The organism is Collinsella ureilytica, assembly GCF_019795105.1.
Classification (GTDB): Bacteria; Actinomycetota; Coriobacteriia; order Coriobacteriales; family Coriobacteriaceae; genus Collinsella; species Collinsella ureilytica.
Map to the genome: position 1 here is coordinate 87,088 of NZ_JAIMFO010000007.1, position 14,537 is coordinate 101,624.

Annotated in this window: 10 protein-coding genes; all 10 read left to right on the forward strand. The window is 53.5% G+C overall.

Annotation, left to right across the window (positions count from 1 at the left end; genetic code table 11):
• Nucleotides 1-337 precede the first annotated feature (337 nt).
• The 10 genes from K6V98_RS06240 to dnaG all read left to right on the forward strand — a co-directional run bounded on the left by K6V98_RS06240 (nt 338) and on the right by dnaG (nt 14,506).
• Nucleotides 338-1,849 (forward strand): IMP dehydrogenase, encoded by a 1,512-nt coding sequence (locus K6V98_RS06240; RefSeq protein ID WP_222199665.1) that lies wholly within the window; start codon nt 338-340, stop codon nt 1,847-1,849.
• Between the two features lie 24 nt (nt 1,850-1,873).
• Complete coding sequence (leuS, locus tag K6V98_RS06245) at nt 1,874-4,465, forward strand: leucine--tRNA ligase (protein ID WP_222199666.1); 2,592 nt, start codon at nt 1,874-1,876, stop codon at nt 4,463-4,465.
• Between the two features lie 170 nt (nt 4,466-4,635).
• Nucleotides 4,636-5,130, forward strand: a complete 495-nt coding sequence (rimP, locus tag K6V98_RS06250) for a ribosome maturation factor RimP (RefSeq protein WP_222199667.1) — start codon at nt 4,636-4,638, stop codon at nt 5,128-5,130.
• Nucleotide 5,131: 1 nt separating this feature from the next.
• On the forward strand, nt 5,132-6,394 hold the full coding sequence (gene nusA / locus K6V98_RS06255; RefSeq protein ID WP_222199668.1) for a transcription termination factor NusA: 1,263 nt from the start codon (nt 5,132-5,134) through the stop codon (nt 6,392-6,394).
• A gap of 65 nt (nt 6,395-6,459) precedes the next feature.
• Complete coding sequence (gene infB, locus K6V98_RS06260; protein ID WP_222199669.1) at nt 6,460-9,096, forward strand: translation initiation factor IF-2; 2,637 nt, start codon at nt 6,460-6,462, stop codon at nt 9,094-9,096.
• Nucleotides 9,097-9,110: 14 nt separating this feature from the next.
• Nucleotides 9,111-9,554 carry a 30S ribosome-binding factor RbfA gene (gene rbfA / locus K6V98_RS06265; protein ID WP_222199670.1) on the forward strand — a complete coding sequence of 148 codons (444 nt, stop codon included), beginning with the start codon at nt 9,111-9,113 and terminating at the stop codon, nt 9,552-9,554.
• On the forward strand, nt 9,544-10,587 hold the full coding sequence (locus K6V98_RS06270) for a DHH family phosphoesterase (RefSeq protein ID WP_222199671.1): 1,044 nt from the start codon (nt 9,544-9,546) through the stop codon (nt 10,585-10,587). Before rbfA ends, K6V98_RS06270 begins: the two co-directional genes overlap by 11 nt.
• Before the next feature lie 4 nt (nt 10,588-10,591).
• On the forward strand, nt 10,592-11,509 hold the full coding sequence (gene truB / locus K6V98_RS06275) for a tRNA pseudouridine(55) synthase TruB (RefSeq protein ID WP_222199672.1): 918 nt from the start codon (nt 10,592-10,594) through the stop codon (nt 11,507-11,509).
• Nucleotides 11,506-12,549: a riboflavin biosynthesis protein RibF gene (gene ribF, locus K6V98_RS06280; RefSeq protein ID WP_222199673.1), complete on the forward strand. Its 1,044-nt coding sequence runs from the start codon at nt 11,506-11,508 to the stop codon at nt 12,547-12,549. The genes truB and ribF overlap by 4 nt, the downstream gene beginning before the upstream one ends.
• The gene (gene dnaG / locus K6V98_RS06285; protein ID WP_222199674.1) at nt 12,539-14,506 is read left to right on the forward strand and encodes a DNA primase; all 1,968 of its coding nucleotides are present in this window, start codon (nt 12,539-12,541) and stop codon (nt 14,504-14,506) included. Before ribF ends, dnaG begins: the two co-directional genes overlap by 11 nt.
• Nucleotides 14,507-14,537: the final 31 nt, after the last annotated feature.

Consider the following 14,537-nt stretch of genomic DNA (forward strand, 5'->3'; position numbering starts at 1 on the left):
TGGGCATGCCTGGCAATGCCTCGAGACTCAGCAAAGCATCGAGCGGGATGCGAAGCGATTGGTCACGCCGGTAAGAGAAGTCGCATCGGTCAGGAACACAAGTGTTACTCGGATTGCTGCCTCAATGAAACGAGTCTGCGATCAGGAGTGCTTCGAGCCATGAGGATGCAGACGCTTTTTGTTTCTTTTTGGTGGCTCGGGGCAAAGAATATGGGAAGTTTGTCTACGCTCGTGTTAGATATGCAACAGAGTCGTTAACTGCACCATGCGCCGCCCATGCTTTGAGTGGCTGCGCTACAATGAAGCCAACTGTACCCATACTTTGAAAAGGAGCGCCATGGCCACGTTTTTCCCGGGAGTATCTCATACTTTTTCCGAGTACCTACTCGTCCCCGGTTACTCCTCGTCTGAATGCGTGCCCGCTAACGTCTCCCTCAAAACACCCCTAACCCGTTTTAAGCGCGGCGAGCAGCCTGAGATTTCACTCAATATTCCTATGGTTTCCGCCATTATGCAGTCGGTTTCTGGCACAGACATGGGAGTAGCGCTTGCCACCCAAGGTGGTCTGGCCTTCATCTATGGCTCTCAGTCTGCAGAGGATGAGGCTGCAATGGTGAAGGCGGTCAAGGATCATAAGGCGGGCTTTGTTGAGTCTGACTCTACCTTAACGCCTGACATGACCCTCGAGCAGGTTATGGCCTTGAAAGAAAAAACGGGGCACTCAACCATGCCGGTAACAGACGATGGAAGCCCGCGTGGTCGGCTGCTAGGAATTGTTACCAGTCGTGATTATCGCCCGAGCCGGGATGATCCTCAAAAGCGGGTCGCAGACTTTATGACACCTCGCCAAGATCTTATCGTGGGGGATCGTCATATTACGCTTTCTGCAGCGAACGACATCATTTGGGAGAAAAAGCTCAATGCACTCCCGGTGGTTGATGAAGCTGATCATTTGATTGGCATTGTCTTTCGCAAAGACTATGACTCTCATAAAATCAACCCGAATGAGCTCTTAGATGCTAATAAGCGTTATATGGTTGGCGCTGGTATCAATACGCGCGATTATGCTGAGCGCGTTCCTTTGCTTGTTGAGGCCGGAGCCGATGTCTTGTGCATCGATTCTTCCGAGGGCTTTTCCGAGTGGCAAAAGCTTACGATTGAGTGGATTCGTGAGCGCTATGGCACCGAGGTAAAGGTTGGCGCAGGCAATATTGTTGATGCTGAAGGGTTCCGCTTCTTGGCGGACTGCGGGGCTGACTTTGTAAAGGTTGGCATCGGTGGTGGATCCATTTGCATTACGCGTGAGACCAAGGGTATTGGTCGCGGTCAGGCTACCGCCTTGATTGATGTTTGCCGTGCTCGCGATGAGTATTTTGAAGAGACCGGCGTCTATGTGCCCGTATGCTCTGATGGCGGCATTGTCTACGACTATCACATGACCCTTGCGCTTGCTATGGGTGCCGACTTCATGATGCTTGGTCGTTATTTTGCTCGCTTCGATGAGAGCCCGACGAGTCGTGTAAACGTGAATGGCCAGTACATGAAAGAGTATTGGGGTGAAGGTTCGGCACGTGCTCGCAACTGGCAACGGTACGATCTGGGCGGTGCTGCCAAGCTCTCCTTTGTTGAGGGTGTGGACTCCTATGTTCCGTATGCAGGCTCGCTCAAAGATGGTGTCGGTGGCACGCTGTATAAGGTCAAGTCTACGATGTGTAACTGCGGTGCCCTCTCAATTAAGGAACTTCAAGAGAAGGCTCGACTAACCTTGGTGTCATCCACGTCAATCGTTGAGGGTGGAGCTCATGACGTCGTGGTAAAAGACACCCAACAAAGCGTGAGTTACCGATAAAAATCGCAGTTAGGAGTAGCACGTATGTGCGATAATCACGAGCCTCGGATCGCGGCTGCCGAGGGGAACTATCCTGCCTATGATGCCCATGCAATTGAAGAAAAATGGATTGAGGCTTGGGGTGCATCAAATCTTTTTGCAGCTGATGCGCGTGAGAGCACCGATCGTCCAAAGAAGTATGTCTTAGAGATGTTCCCGTATCCTTCGGGCGATCTTCATATGGGCCATGCTCGCAATTACACCATTGGTGATGCGATGGCTCGCCAAGCCCGCATGCGTGGCTTTGATGTCTTACATCCCATTGGCTTTGACGCCTTCGGTCTGCCAGCAGAAAATGCAGCTATCAAGCACAAGACCCAAGCTGCAGCTTGGACCTATGCCAATATGGATCAGGCGCTCGCTACCATGCGCCGCATGGGGTTTTCCTATGACATGGATCGCATGGTAAAAACCTGCGATCCTGAATATTACCGGTGGGGTCAGTGGATCTTTTTGAAGCTCTGGGAGCGCGGGCTGGTATATCGGAAGAAGAATCCGGTGAACTGGTGCCCGAGCTGCCAGACGGTCTTGGCTAACGAACAGGTCAATGAGGGTCATTGCTGGCGCTGCGATAGCGAGGTTGAAAAACGTGAGCTTGAGCAGTGGTATATCAAGATTACCGAATACTCTGAGGAGCTGTTAGATGACCTGGATCAGCTTGGTGGATGGCCTGAGCGTGTCCGCCATATGCAGGCAAACTGGATCGGCCGCTCAGAGGGTGCTGAGGTTGACTTTACACTCTGCGATGCTCAAGGTGAGCCAATTGCGGGTGAGGCAGGAAAGATAACCGTCTTTACTACGCGTGCCGATACGCTTTTCGGCTGCACGTTTTTCTTGCTGGCTCCAGAATACGCAGGTCTGGTAGAGCTGGTTCAAGGAACCGAGTATGAACAGCCCGTTATGGATGTGATTCAAGGGGCAAAGCGGGTCTCTCAGGTTGAGCGTGCCCAAGGTGAGGTAGAAAAGCATGGAGCGTTTACCGGTCGCTATGTGGTGAATCCGGTAAGCGGTGAGAAGATACCCGTTTGGGTTGCTGACTATGTTATTTCTGACTATGGCACAGGAGCTGTTATGGCAGTTCCTTGTGGCGACCAGCGTGACTTTGAGTTTGCAAAAAAGTATGATCTTCCCATTGTTCCGATCATTTTGAATGAGGATGACCCGCTCTTTGAGCGCCTGCAGCATGTGAGTGGCCGTGAGGTTGACCAGGTATCGTGGGATCAAGCCTATGCTGCAGAGGGCAGGCTCGTACAATCAGGTCCTTATACGGGTCTTTGCGGCGGCAAGCACTCAGAGGCTGAGCAGGCTGTGGTTACAGACCTTGAGAAGTCGGGTTTTGGTCGTCGTTCGACTCAGTACCGCCTGCGTGACTGGCTGATCTCTCGCCAGCGCTACTGGGGCAATCCCATTCCGGCAATACATTGCCCACACTGCGGCATTGTTCCGGTACCTGAAGATCAACTCCCGGTCATCTTGCCTGAGAATCTCGACTTGGCGGCAGGGGAGACCTTGGCTGAATCGCCTCAGTTTTATGAGACGACCTGTCCGGTTTGCGGGCGTGCCGCTCGTCGCGAGACCGATACAATGGATACCTTTACCTGCTCGAGCTGGTACTTCTTACGCTATACCGATCCTCATAATGCTCAGTTGCCTTTTTCTCGTGAGGCAGCAAAGCGATGGATGCCGGTCGATAACTATATCGGCGGGATAGAACACGCCATTTTGCACCTGTTGTACTCACGCTTCTTTACCAAGGCCTTGCGTGATATGGGGCTGCTCGATGTATCTGAGCCCTTTACGAACCTGTTATGCCAAGGCATGGTGAAAGATCAGCACGGTGATACGATGTCTAAGTCTAAGGGCAATGTTGTGCCCCCATCTCAGGTGATTGCGCCGTTTGGTGCAGACACGATGAGGTTGGCAATTCTGTTTATTGCCCCGCCTGAGAAGGACTTTAACTGGGATGAAGAGGCAGTAGCGGGTGCAAATCGCTTTATTAGGCGTGCATGGCGTACGGTTTGGGAGCTTGTCCAGCAAGGCGTTTCGCATACAGCCGTTGTCCGCGAAAATCTGGGTAAAGCCGAGCTTGATCTGTATCGTGAGCGCCATCGTACCTTGGCCAAATGCACCGAAGACTTTGACCGCCTGCAGTTCAACACCGCTATTTCGGCAATTATGGAGCTGGTGAATGCTGCCAATGCGTACTTGAATGCGGTTGCGCTTGGCTCGCGCAATGAAGCGCTTGCGACCCAGGTTGCTACCGACATTATTTCCGTACTTTCTCCGATCTGCCCGTTTGTGGCAGAAGAGCTTTGGCATGAAGCCCTTGGTCAGACTGAAAGCGTATATGGAGCCCCATGGCCTTCCTTTGATGCGGCCGAAGCTTTAACTGATGAGGTAGAAATTGCTGTTCAGGTCTTGGGTAAGGTGCGCGGGCGCACGAAGGTTGCTCCTGACGCGAGCCCTGACGTGATGCAAGCAGCAGCCGAGGCGGCAGTGGCTTCGTGGATTGAAGGCAAGCGTGTGGTAAAAGCAATCTGTGTTCCCGGCAGACTGGTTAACCTTGTGGTGAAATAAGGGTTTGTACTCGTGGAGTTTCGGTGTTGGCGCCGGGTCAGTTTGGCACTGAAATGCAGGGAAGTGCATAGGCTCTGACCTGCATGTGCTATAGTTTTACCAACTGAAGTTTAATCGCTGAGGAGTGGGGCAGCCGCCCCGCTCCTTTTTCATGAAGGGGAGGTGTTCTCTTGATAAAGACTCCGCTTGAGACCAAGATCCTGACGGCTCTTGAAGATGTGGCAGCAGATCACGGCATTGATATTGTTGATGTTGAGGTTGTTGGTGCCACGAAGGCTCCGTGCGTGCGCGTGCGTATTGATACGCTCGGCGAGGGTGGAATCACCCTTGATGAGGTAACGCAAGAGAGCTCGTGGATCTCTGAGGCAATTGAGGCGCTTGATCCTGTATCTGGTAGCTATACCTTGGAGGTATCAAGCCCTGGTATGGCACGACCCCTTCGTCGACCTCAAGATTTCATGGCACGGATTGGCCAGATGATTCAGCTTACAACAACTGCTCGAGAAGGGCGTAAGCGCTATCAGGGCAGCATCGTAGCTGCCGATGATTCGGGCATTGTTTTGCGTGTCACAGAGGGCACCGATCAGCGTTTTGAGTTTGATGAGATTCGCAAATGTAGTGTGAAGCCGGTTTTTGATTTCAAGCGCCAACAGGAAGGAAACTAAGATGGCATCAGAGATGATGGAGGCTCTTCTTGAGCTTTGCCAGGAGCGCCATATTGACCAGCTCTATCTTATTGACCGCCTTGAGCAGTCTCTAGCCAAGAGCTATGCCGAGATCTTGCGTCTTGACTGGGGTGCAAAGGTAACCATTGACCGTGCTACGGGCAAGATCTATGTGTATAAGCTCGTGCCCATTGATGACTCGATGGATGAAGAGGGCAACTACACCGAGTTTGAAGAGGTGGATGTCACGCCTCGTGATACCTCGCGTATTGCAGCTCAGCATGCAAAAGCTGAGATTAACGCTATTGTGCGCAATTCCATTCGCGAAAAGATCTATGAGGAGTTCTCTTCTCGTATTGGAGACCTCATTAACGGTACGGTGCTGCAGTCAACTCCAGACTTCACCATTGTAAAAATTCGCGAAGGAGTAGAGGCGGAGCTTCCTCATTTTGACCTTCGTCGTTTTGAGGGCGAGCGCGATGAGCGGCCTCGCGGTGAGCGCTATGGGCACAATCAGCGCATCAAGGCAGTCATCATTGATGTGCGTGATCCCAACTCAAGCCTTCCTCCGGTTCGTGGCGAGCACAATCGCCCACCCATCGTGATTTCGCGCACGCATCCGGCTCTTATTAAGCGCCTCTTTGAGCAAGAGGTCCCTGAGATCTATGAGGGTACCGTTGAGGTGAAATCAATCGCGCGTGAGCCTGGTCAGCGCTCAAAGGTCGCGGTTCATTCCCTGGATGATCGCCTAGATCCGGTTGGCGCGTGTGTCGGCCCTAAGGGCAGCCGCGTGCGTGCTGTGGTGGGCGAGCTTCGCGGTGAGCGCGTCGACGTTATTTTATGGAATGAGGATCCGGCAGTCTATGTCGCCAATGCCTTATCGCCGGCTAAAGTTACCCGCGTCTTGATCGACGAAGAAAAGAACTACGCTGGCGTTATTGTTCCTGATGATCAGCTTTCTCTAGCCATTGGCAAAGAGGGTCAAAATGCTCGTTTGGCGGCTCGCCTGACGGGTTGGCACATCGATATTAAGAGCGAGACCTTAGCGGCAGATATTTTAAAGAATGTTGCTGTGGCTGCAGAGACTCCTCAAGATCTGCTCGATGGATCTGAGGGGGATCTGGAGCCAGAGCGCTGCGCATTCATTACGGATTCTGGGGTTCGCTGCCGCAATCAGGCTCGTCCTGGCTCACGTTTTTGTGGCGTGCATGAGCCGCTCTCTGGTGGCGAGGATGCCGTGGAGGGTGTCGAGGATCTTATCTAAGCCCGTGTGTGTTCAGTTTGTATGCGATGGGCACGGGATGTGCTCGATTGGTAGGTGATGACCGTATGGCGAAGGTTCGTATTTCAAGCCTTGCTAAGGACTTCGGCATGTCGTCTAAGGAACTCATGGGGCATCTTGCAGAGATGAAGATTCCGGCAAAATCGGCTTCTTCCACGCTTGAGGATGCCTACGTGTCGATCGTAAAGCAAAAGCTTGCCCCGATTCTTGAGGCGAGAGCTGCAGAGGTAGAGGCAGCAAAAGAGGCCGAGCTTGCCGCTGAGCGTGCCGAGCGTGCAGCACAGGCTGCTGCAGCAGAGCGTGAGCGCTTGGCCGCAGAGGCTCGGCGTGAAGAAGAGCGCAGGCTCTCACTGGCCGCTCGCACTGCAGAGGAAACCGCGCGAGCTGTTGCGGCAGCACGTGAGGAAGACCAGCGTCGAAAGGAAGAAGCACGCCGTCGTGAGGAGGAGCTCGAGGCAAAGCGTCGCGCAGTTCCGGCCTCTGATTCTGGCTCTCGTTTCCGCTCCTTGCTTGACCAGATTGCCGCTCAAGAAGAGGTATTGAAGGAGCGTGAGGAGGCGCAAGCGCCCGCTCCCGAGCCGGAAGCACCTGCCCGCTCCCGTTCAGGCCGCGAGGGAGGCCAAAGCCGTCGTCGCTCCAACACGGCACCTGCAGTTCCTGCTCCGATGGATATGCCCGTTCCTGAGCGTCAGCCGAAGAATAAGAAACGCCGTGGTGCTAAGACCGAAGAGGATCACTACGCGCGCATGGCACGTGAGGCTGAAGAGTATAGTCGCGAGAAGGTTTTGGAAGAGGCTCGAGCTGCCGTTGAGGAAGCGACGCGCGAAAGTACGGGTCGCCGCCGCAAGCGTAAGGAGAAGCGTGAGCGCGAGGCTGCGCAGGCACAAGAAGAGCGCAAGCTCGAAGAGGCCATCGCTCAAGGCATTAGCCCTGAGGAGATGGATGCTGTCCGCGTATCTGAGGGTGTAACGGTTCAAGAGCTCGCTGAAGCCTTAGATGTGAGTGCCAACGATATTATTAAGCGTCTGTTCTTGTTAGGAACACCGCTTACCATGACCCAGTCTATGTCGAATGATCTCGTTGAGCTTGTGGCAGACGATCTTGGCCGCCAAATTAAGATCATCACGCCTGAGGAGGAAAACACCTTTACCTTCTATGATGATCCGGCAGATCTGGTACCTCGTCCGCCTGTGGTAACCGTTATGGGTCATGTTGACCACGGTAAGACTTCGCTTTTGGATGCCATTCGTCATACCGGCGTTACCAGAACAGAGGCCGGCGGCATCACGCAGCATATTGGTGCTTCCCAAGTTTCTATTAATGATCGCGTGATTACCTTTGTAGATACCCCTGGACACGAGGCCTTTACTGCCATGCGTGCCCGTGGTGCGAAGGTTACCGACGTGGTTGTCTTGGTGGTTGCTGCAGACGATGGCGTCATGCCTCAGACTATCGAGGCTATTAACCACTCAAAGGCTGCTGAGGTGCCCATCGTCGTTGCTGTGAACAAGTGCGACAAGCCCGAGGCCAATCCCGATCGCGTGCGTCAAGAGCTCGTTGAGTACGGCGTGATCCCTGAGGAGTGGGGCGGTCAAAACATGTTTGTCAATGTTTCTGCCAAACAAGGCCAGGGCATTGATGATTTGCTTGAGACCATTTTGTTGCAGTCTGACGTGTTAGAGCTCAAGGCCAATCCCGATACCTTTGCATCAGGCTATATTTTGGAAGGCAAGCTCGATCGTGGTAGAGGTCCGGTGGCAACGCTTTTGGTGAGCCGCGGTACCTTGCACGTGGGCGATGCCATCGTTGCAGGTCAGTGCTGGGGTCGCGTGCGCGCTATGCTCAACCCCCGTGGTGAGCAGGTGGAAGTTGCCAAGCCTTCTGATCCGGTTGAGATCTTAGGCCTCTCTGCTGTACCCGGTGCCGGCGATGAGTTCCGCGTCTTTGAAGACGACCGGGATGCACGTGATTTGGCCGATGAGCGTGCACTCAAGGCGCGTATTGAGGAGCAGAACAAGGTTAAGCATGTAACCTTGGAGACTCTCTTTGATGAGATGAGTCAAAACGAGCTCCGTGATCTGAATCTGGTGGTTAAGGCCGATGTTCAGGGCTCAATTGAGGCTCTGGCTGATGCCTTGGGCAAGATGGATCAGTCCGAGGTTCGTATCAATATCATCCACTCTGCCGTTGGTGCCATCTCGGAGACCGACGTTACCTTAGCAGCCGCTTCCAACGCGATTATCGTTGGTTTTGGCGTGCGTCCGCAGGGCAAGGCTCGTGACCTTGCAGAGAAGGAGAAGGTACAGATCAAGACCTACTCCATCATCTATAAGGCAATTGAGGATATTGACGCTGCCCGTATTGGTATGCTGAAGCCCACCGAGGAAGAGGTCACCACAGGTTCTGCTGAGGTACGCGACACCTTCCGGGTGCCTAAGGCTGGCCTCATTGCTGGTTGCATGGTCACCGAGGGTGAGATTTCCCGCGATGATCAGGTGCGCGTTGTCCGCGATGGTGTGGTTGTCTTCACCGGTACCTTCGGCTCGATGCGCCGCTTTAAGGATGATGTGAAGTCGGTCAAGGCTGGCTACGAGTGTGGTTTGGGTATAGATAAGTTCCAAGACATCAAGGTGGGCGACATCCTTGAGGCCTTTAAGATTGTCGAGGTCGCCCGCACTGAGTAGGGAAGTGATGGATCATGAAGCAAACGCCCGCTACGCGACGGCTCGCCCAGCAGCTCCAAGAGAAGCTTGGCTATATCTTACTGTTTGAGATTGCCGATCCGCGCCTTGAGCTGATTACGCTCACGGGCGTTGAGGTCACGGTTGACCGCAGTTATGCTCGGGTATTTATCAGCTGTGATCCGACTCACTATGAAGAGGCCATGGATGCCCTTGAGTCAGCTCGAGGGCATATCCGCTCAATTCTTGCACGGAGCCTTGACTGGCGTCAGACTCCTGAGCTTGATTTTCGAATTGATCGCTCAGCTGATGAGGCAGAGCGGATTGGTCGTGCGCTCGAGCAACGTCCTCAAACCATTGACATCGAAAAAGATGAAGATGGGTACCCCATAGTGGATCATCAAGCTCATGAAGCTGAAGGTTCTCATGAAAAGGAGGGCTCTCTCACTCATGAGCACTGATGCTTGTCGGGGCGGTCGCTGTACTGCCCCGGAGACCTGGACCTCTGCAATTGAGCACATTGCTCAAGCGCGGACCATTGCCATCTCCGGACATACCAACCCTGATGGAGATGCTCTCGGTTCGTGCTTGGGGCTCGGTCTCTCGTTGCGTGGCCGCTATCCTGAAAAAGATATCGTGTGCCTTTTGGCTGACAATGCCGAAGTTCCGAGGATCCTTAGGTTTTTACCGGGAGCTTCTGAGATGATTCCAGCAGCTCACTATGACGGCATACCCGATTTATTTATCTCGGTTGATGTGCCCATTCTTGAGCGTTTGGCTGATTCTTCTGCAGTGGCTCGTCGTGCTCGTCGTGCTCTTGTGATCGATCACCATCCCGCACGAGAAGAGTTTACCGATCTGGTGGTTCGCAAAACGTCTGCAGCGGCTGCTGCAATGTTGGTGGCTGAGCTCATAGATACAGCGGGCTTTCCCTTGGATGCCAATATTGCAACCTGCTTGCTCACCGGCATTGTTACCGATACCGGTCGCTTCCAGTATCAAAATGCAGATGTTGCTGCCTTTGCCTGTGCATCCCGCCTGCTCGCGGCCGGTGCTGATCCTGCCCGTATATCGCTTGAGGTCTATCAGAGTCAGCGTCTTGAGTATTTGCGACTTGAATCCATTGTGATGGGTCGTATCAAGACAGTGTCTCGAGGCCTCGTGGCTTATAGCTATATTCACGCGATGGATCTCACTGAGTGCGGTGTGACCTCAGAAGAGTGTGATGGGCTGGTCGATATCGTCCGTTCAGTTTTAGGCATTGAGATCGCACTATTCTTAAAAGAAGTTGAGCCTGGCGAGATTCGTGGCAACCTTAGAAGCAAGGGCTCGCTCGATATCTCCCCGGTTGCTCGCGCGCTTGCAGGTGGTGGTCACGCGGCTGCTGCTGGCTTTACGTATCGTGGCTCGATTGAAGAGGCCTTGGACGAGATTTTGCCTCGCTTAGATGAACTCGTTCGGTCGGTGGAGTCGCCGACGCTAACCGAGGCGTAGGCTCATGGCTCGCCACCGAATTCCTTCAGCGCTCAATCTTTTGTTGGGTGTTAACAAGCCTGCTGGTATGACCTCACACGATGTCGTCGCTCGTGTTCGCCGAGCGGTGGGTGAGCGCCGCGTGGGGCATGCTGGTACGCTTGATCCAGCTGCAGAAGGTGTCATGATTGTAGGTATTGGTCAGGCAACACGACTTCTGGGCAGGCTCACCCTTGATTCAAAGCGCTATATCGCAAAGATCTGCTTTGGAACAGAGACCGATACAGATGATGGTGAGGGAGCTGTCATCCGTACAGCCAGTGTTTTAGATGCCGCACGAGACCCTGAGTATGCCAGAGAGGTGCTTGCAGGGTTTTGTGGCTCTCAAGATCAGGTGCCACCGGCATTTTCTGCTATTTCAGTTGATGGGGTTCGTTCGCATCGCTTGGCTCGTGCCGGCAAGACCCTTGAACTTGAGCCTCGCAGGATTGTGGTCTACCAAGCTGACCTTCTCAGTATTTCATCTGAGGATGATACCGAACTTATTTGGACGGTCGGCTTTCATGTGAGCAAGGGTACGTATATTCGCTCACTTGCCCGTGATATTGGGCGCTCACTCGGTAGTGCCGCTCATCTTTCAGCGCTCATGCGTACCGCATCGGGTTCGATTTCACGTACTGATTGCATAGCGCTCGATGAAGTGCATCCCTCTTCTGCTCGCCATGCTGCCTTGGATCCTATTGAAGCTTTAGGGTTACCTACGCTCACGCTGACAGAAGATGAGTTGGTTGATGTCCACCATGGAAGACCCCTTGCGCGCAGAGCTACGGGCTTTGTTGCCTTGCAATTTGCCGGCAAGCTCCAAGCGCTGGGGCGAGGAGAGCCAGCAGGCCTTGCGATGGATCTGGTTTTTCCCGAACCCATTGAGGGGGTGCGCTCATGACAGCGCCTCAAAGCCGCGTGAGCGTAGCTGAGCTTCGCCGAGACTTCATGGTGGGTGGCTCACAGGCACCTGTTTTTAATCCAGCAAAGCATGCAGACTCGCGTATTCCTGCCACGCTTGCCATCGGGGTATTTGATGGGTATCACCGGGGACATCAGCGCTTACTCGCTGAGGCGTTTCGCGATGCGCGTCGTCGATCGGTGTCTGCGATTGTGGTGACTTTTGACCCTGATCCAGATGAAATACTGAGTTCGATCCCAGCAAAAAAGCTCTTGGGCAACGACGCTCGAATCGATCTGTTGGCACGATCAGGTGCTGATGGCGTGGCTTGCCTGCCCTTTACCCATGCGCTTGCTACCCTTGATCATCGGGCTTTTTTTGAAGATGTTTTAGGCACTGCCTTAGACATAAGATCAATCCATGTTGGAGCTGATTTTCGCCTTGGTCGAGGGGGAGAAGGAAGTGTTTCGGTCATCCGAAGCTGGGCTCAAACGGTAGGCATTGAGGTTGTTGGACATGAGCTGCTCTTGGAAGACGAAGTGCCTATTACCTCAACAAGGATTCGTTCGCTGATTGAGGCAGGGGATCTAGACGCTGCTGCACGTTTGCTGGCTCGCCGTTATTCAATTGAAGGTGTTGTTGAGCGCGGCCGAGGGGAGGGTCGCGCCATGGGGTTTCCGACCGCCAATATTGGCCAGCGAGCAGGTCAGTTGCTGCCCCCTGATGGTGCTTATGCGGGCTGGGCTCAAACGCCCGATGGCCTAGTATGGCCTGCGGCGATCAATGTTGGTATCCCGCCCATGTTCGCTCATGACCCGGCTTCTGCGAGCTTAGAGGCAACGCTTCTGGGTTTTTCTGGAAACCTCTATGGATCGTCGTTGAGGTTGGTATTTGATACGCGCTTGAGACCGTCTCACGCCTTTGAGATGCGCGCCGAGCTGATTGAGGCTGTGCAGGCAGATCTTGCTTCCGTACGTGCGCGTTTGGGCGACGACGCCTACGATATTAGTTTGAGAGGGGAGGAGCATTATGATTACTGATGAGGATCGCGAGCGGGTACGCGCTGCTACAGATTTGGTAGAGCTGGTACAAGAGACTGTTGAACTCAAGCCTCGTGGCAGGGAGTTTTGGTGCTGCTGTCCCTTTCATGGAGAAAAGACCCCAAGCTTTCATATCATCCCAGCAACTCAGGTCTGGCATTGTTTTGGCTGTGGAGAAGGCGGAGATGTCTTCTCTTATGTGATGAAGCGTGAAAACCTAAACTTTCCTGATTCCATTCGCTATTTGGCCGACCGCGCTGGTATCGAAATACATGAGGTGGGTTCTGAGCGCCCCTCTGGCTCAAAACGAGCTCGTCTGCTTGAGGTTACCGATGAAGCGCGTAGCTTTTATCAGATGATGCTGATGCGCGGCAAAGACGGATTGGGGCGGGCATATTGTGCCGAGCGTGGACTATCGGCTGAGATTTGTCGGAAATATCGGCTGGGATATGCACCTGGTCGTGGTGCTTTAGTAGCCCATCTTTCATCGTTGGGTTTTACTCCGCGTGAGATGCAAGATGCCGATGTTGCCCTGTCACGCCGAGGTGGGCTTACAGATCGCTTTTTCAACCGCTTGATATTTCCGATCTTTGATGAACAAGATCGAGCGATTGGTTTTGGTGGCAGAATCATCGGAGAGGGACAGCCCAAGTATTTAAATACAGCAGAGACCTCGCTCTTTCATAAAAAGCGCAATCTCTATGGCTTTAACTGGGCAAAAGAGCATATTGTTGCTCAGGATGAAGCGATTGTTGTTGAAGGCTATACCGATGCAATCGCGTGTTGGGAGTCAGGTATTGGCAACGTTGTTGCTACCTTAGGTACCGCACTCACCGAGTCCCACGTTAAGGCCTTGACGCGGTTTGCGAAACGTATCGTCTATCTCTTTGACGGGGATGCTGCAGGTCAACGTGCTGCTGAGCGAGCAATTCAGTTCATTGAAGAGGCTGATCTTGATCTGCGTTGTGTGATTTTGCCTGATGATCTCGACCCGAATGATTTCATACATGAGCGGGGAGGGTCTGCCTTACAAGAGCTCATAGCAGATGCAATGCCGCTCATGGACTATGTGTTTTCTCGCCTTGAAGATCGTGTTGATGTGAGCACGCCGGGCGGGAGAGCTCATGCGCTCGAAGAGGGGCTTCGCCTCATATATCCGCTCCGTTCAAGCTATTTGATTGATTCGTACTATGTGCGCATTGCCGATCGCTTAGGTGTGGATGCAGATCTGGTTCGCCAAGCTGCTCCGCGTGTATTTAGAGAGGTGGGTCAAGCAGAGGCTCGAGCTCAGGAACGTGAGCGCAGATCTGAACAGGCGAGACGCTCTCGTGAGACTTTTGCGCCGAATGAGTATCCGAGCAAGCCTATAGACTCATCTTTTGGGACTTATCCAGAAGATCCTGCATATAGCGATTCGTCCCATACCGATGCCGCAGGAACTGTCGCGTATGGGGGAGGTTTGAGCGGCGCTGTGCTCACGGATGTAGAGCGGCGTGCTCTTGCTTGTGAGCGCGAGCTTTTAACGATGCTTACCACGTATCCGGATTATCTGCGACCGTTCTCAGATCAAATTGGTTCTGTCTCATGGATTGATCCGAGAGGCGAGGCCATCGCTTGGGCGGTGCTTGCCTGTCCTGAAGGTACTGATCCAGCCGCTGCAATGGAGGCAGCGCGGGCTGTATGCCCAGAAGCAGCTGAGCTCGTTTCTGCCGGTACTATCTCTGGAACGAGTGCACATCCTACCGATACAACCATTGCCTTTTTGCTTGATACGCTTGAGTTGTATACCGTTCGACGTCTCATTCGTGCGGCTCAGGGACGTCTTAGAACAGATGCCAGCTTGGATGCAGATACGCGTCGCTCGCTCACCATTGAGGCAACTCAGCTTGCAGCAAAGGCTCGTGAGCTGAAGCGCAAGATTGAAGAGGTTGCTGACCCTTTTAAAGGCAGCTCCTAGCCTGTCATGTGTGAGTTGTGAGTACGAGTGT

What these genes read in the sequence shown, in the direction of transcription:
- leuS (WP_222199666.1), top strand. Translation starts at nt 1,874, where the DNA reads ATGTGCGATAATCACGAGCCTCGGATCGCGGCTGCCGAGGGGAACTAT.
- rbfA (WP_222199670.1), top strand. Translation starts at nt 9,111, where the DNA reads ATGAAGCAAACGCCCGCTACGCGACGGCTCGCCCAGCAGCTCCAAGAG.
- truB (WP_222199672.1), top strand. Translation starts at nt 10,592, where the DNA reads ATGGCTCGCCACCGAATTCCTTCAGCGCTCAATCTTTTGTTGGGTGTT.
- infB (WP_222199669.1), top strand. Translation starts at nt 6,460, where the DNA reads ATGGCGAAGGTTCGTATTTCAAGCCTTGCTAAGGACTTCGGCATGTCG.
- K6V98_RS06270 (WP_222199671.1), top strand. Translation starts at nt 9,544, where the DNA reads ATGAGCACTGATGCTTGTCGGGGCGGTCGCTGTACTGCCCCGGAGACC.
- dnaG (WP_222199674.1), top strand. Translation starts at nt 12,539, where the DNA reads ATGATTACTGATGAGGATCGCGAGCGGGTACGCGCTGCTACAGATTTG.
- K6V98_RS06240 (WP_222199665.1), top strand. Translation starts at nt 338, where the DNA reads ATGGCCACGTTTTTCCCGGGAGTATCTCATACTTTTTCCGAGTACCTA.
- ribF (WP_222199673.1), top strand. Translation starts at nt 11,506, where the DNA reads ATGACAGCGCCTCAAAGCCGCGTGAGCGTAGCTGAGCTTCGCCGAGAC.
- nusA (WP_222199668.1), top strand. Translation starts at nt 5,132, where the DNA reads ATGGCATCAGAGATGATGGAGGCTCTTCTTGAGCTTTGCCAGGAGCGC.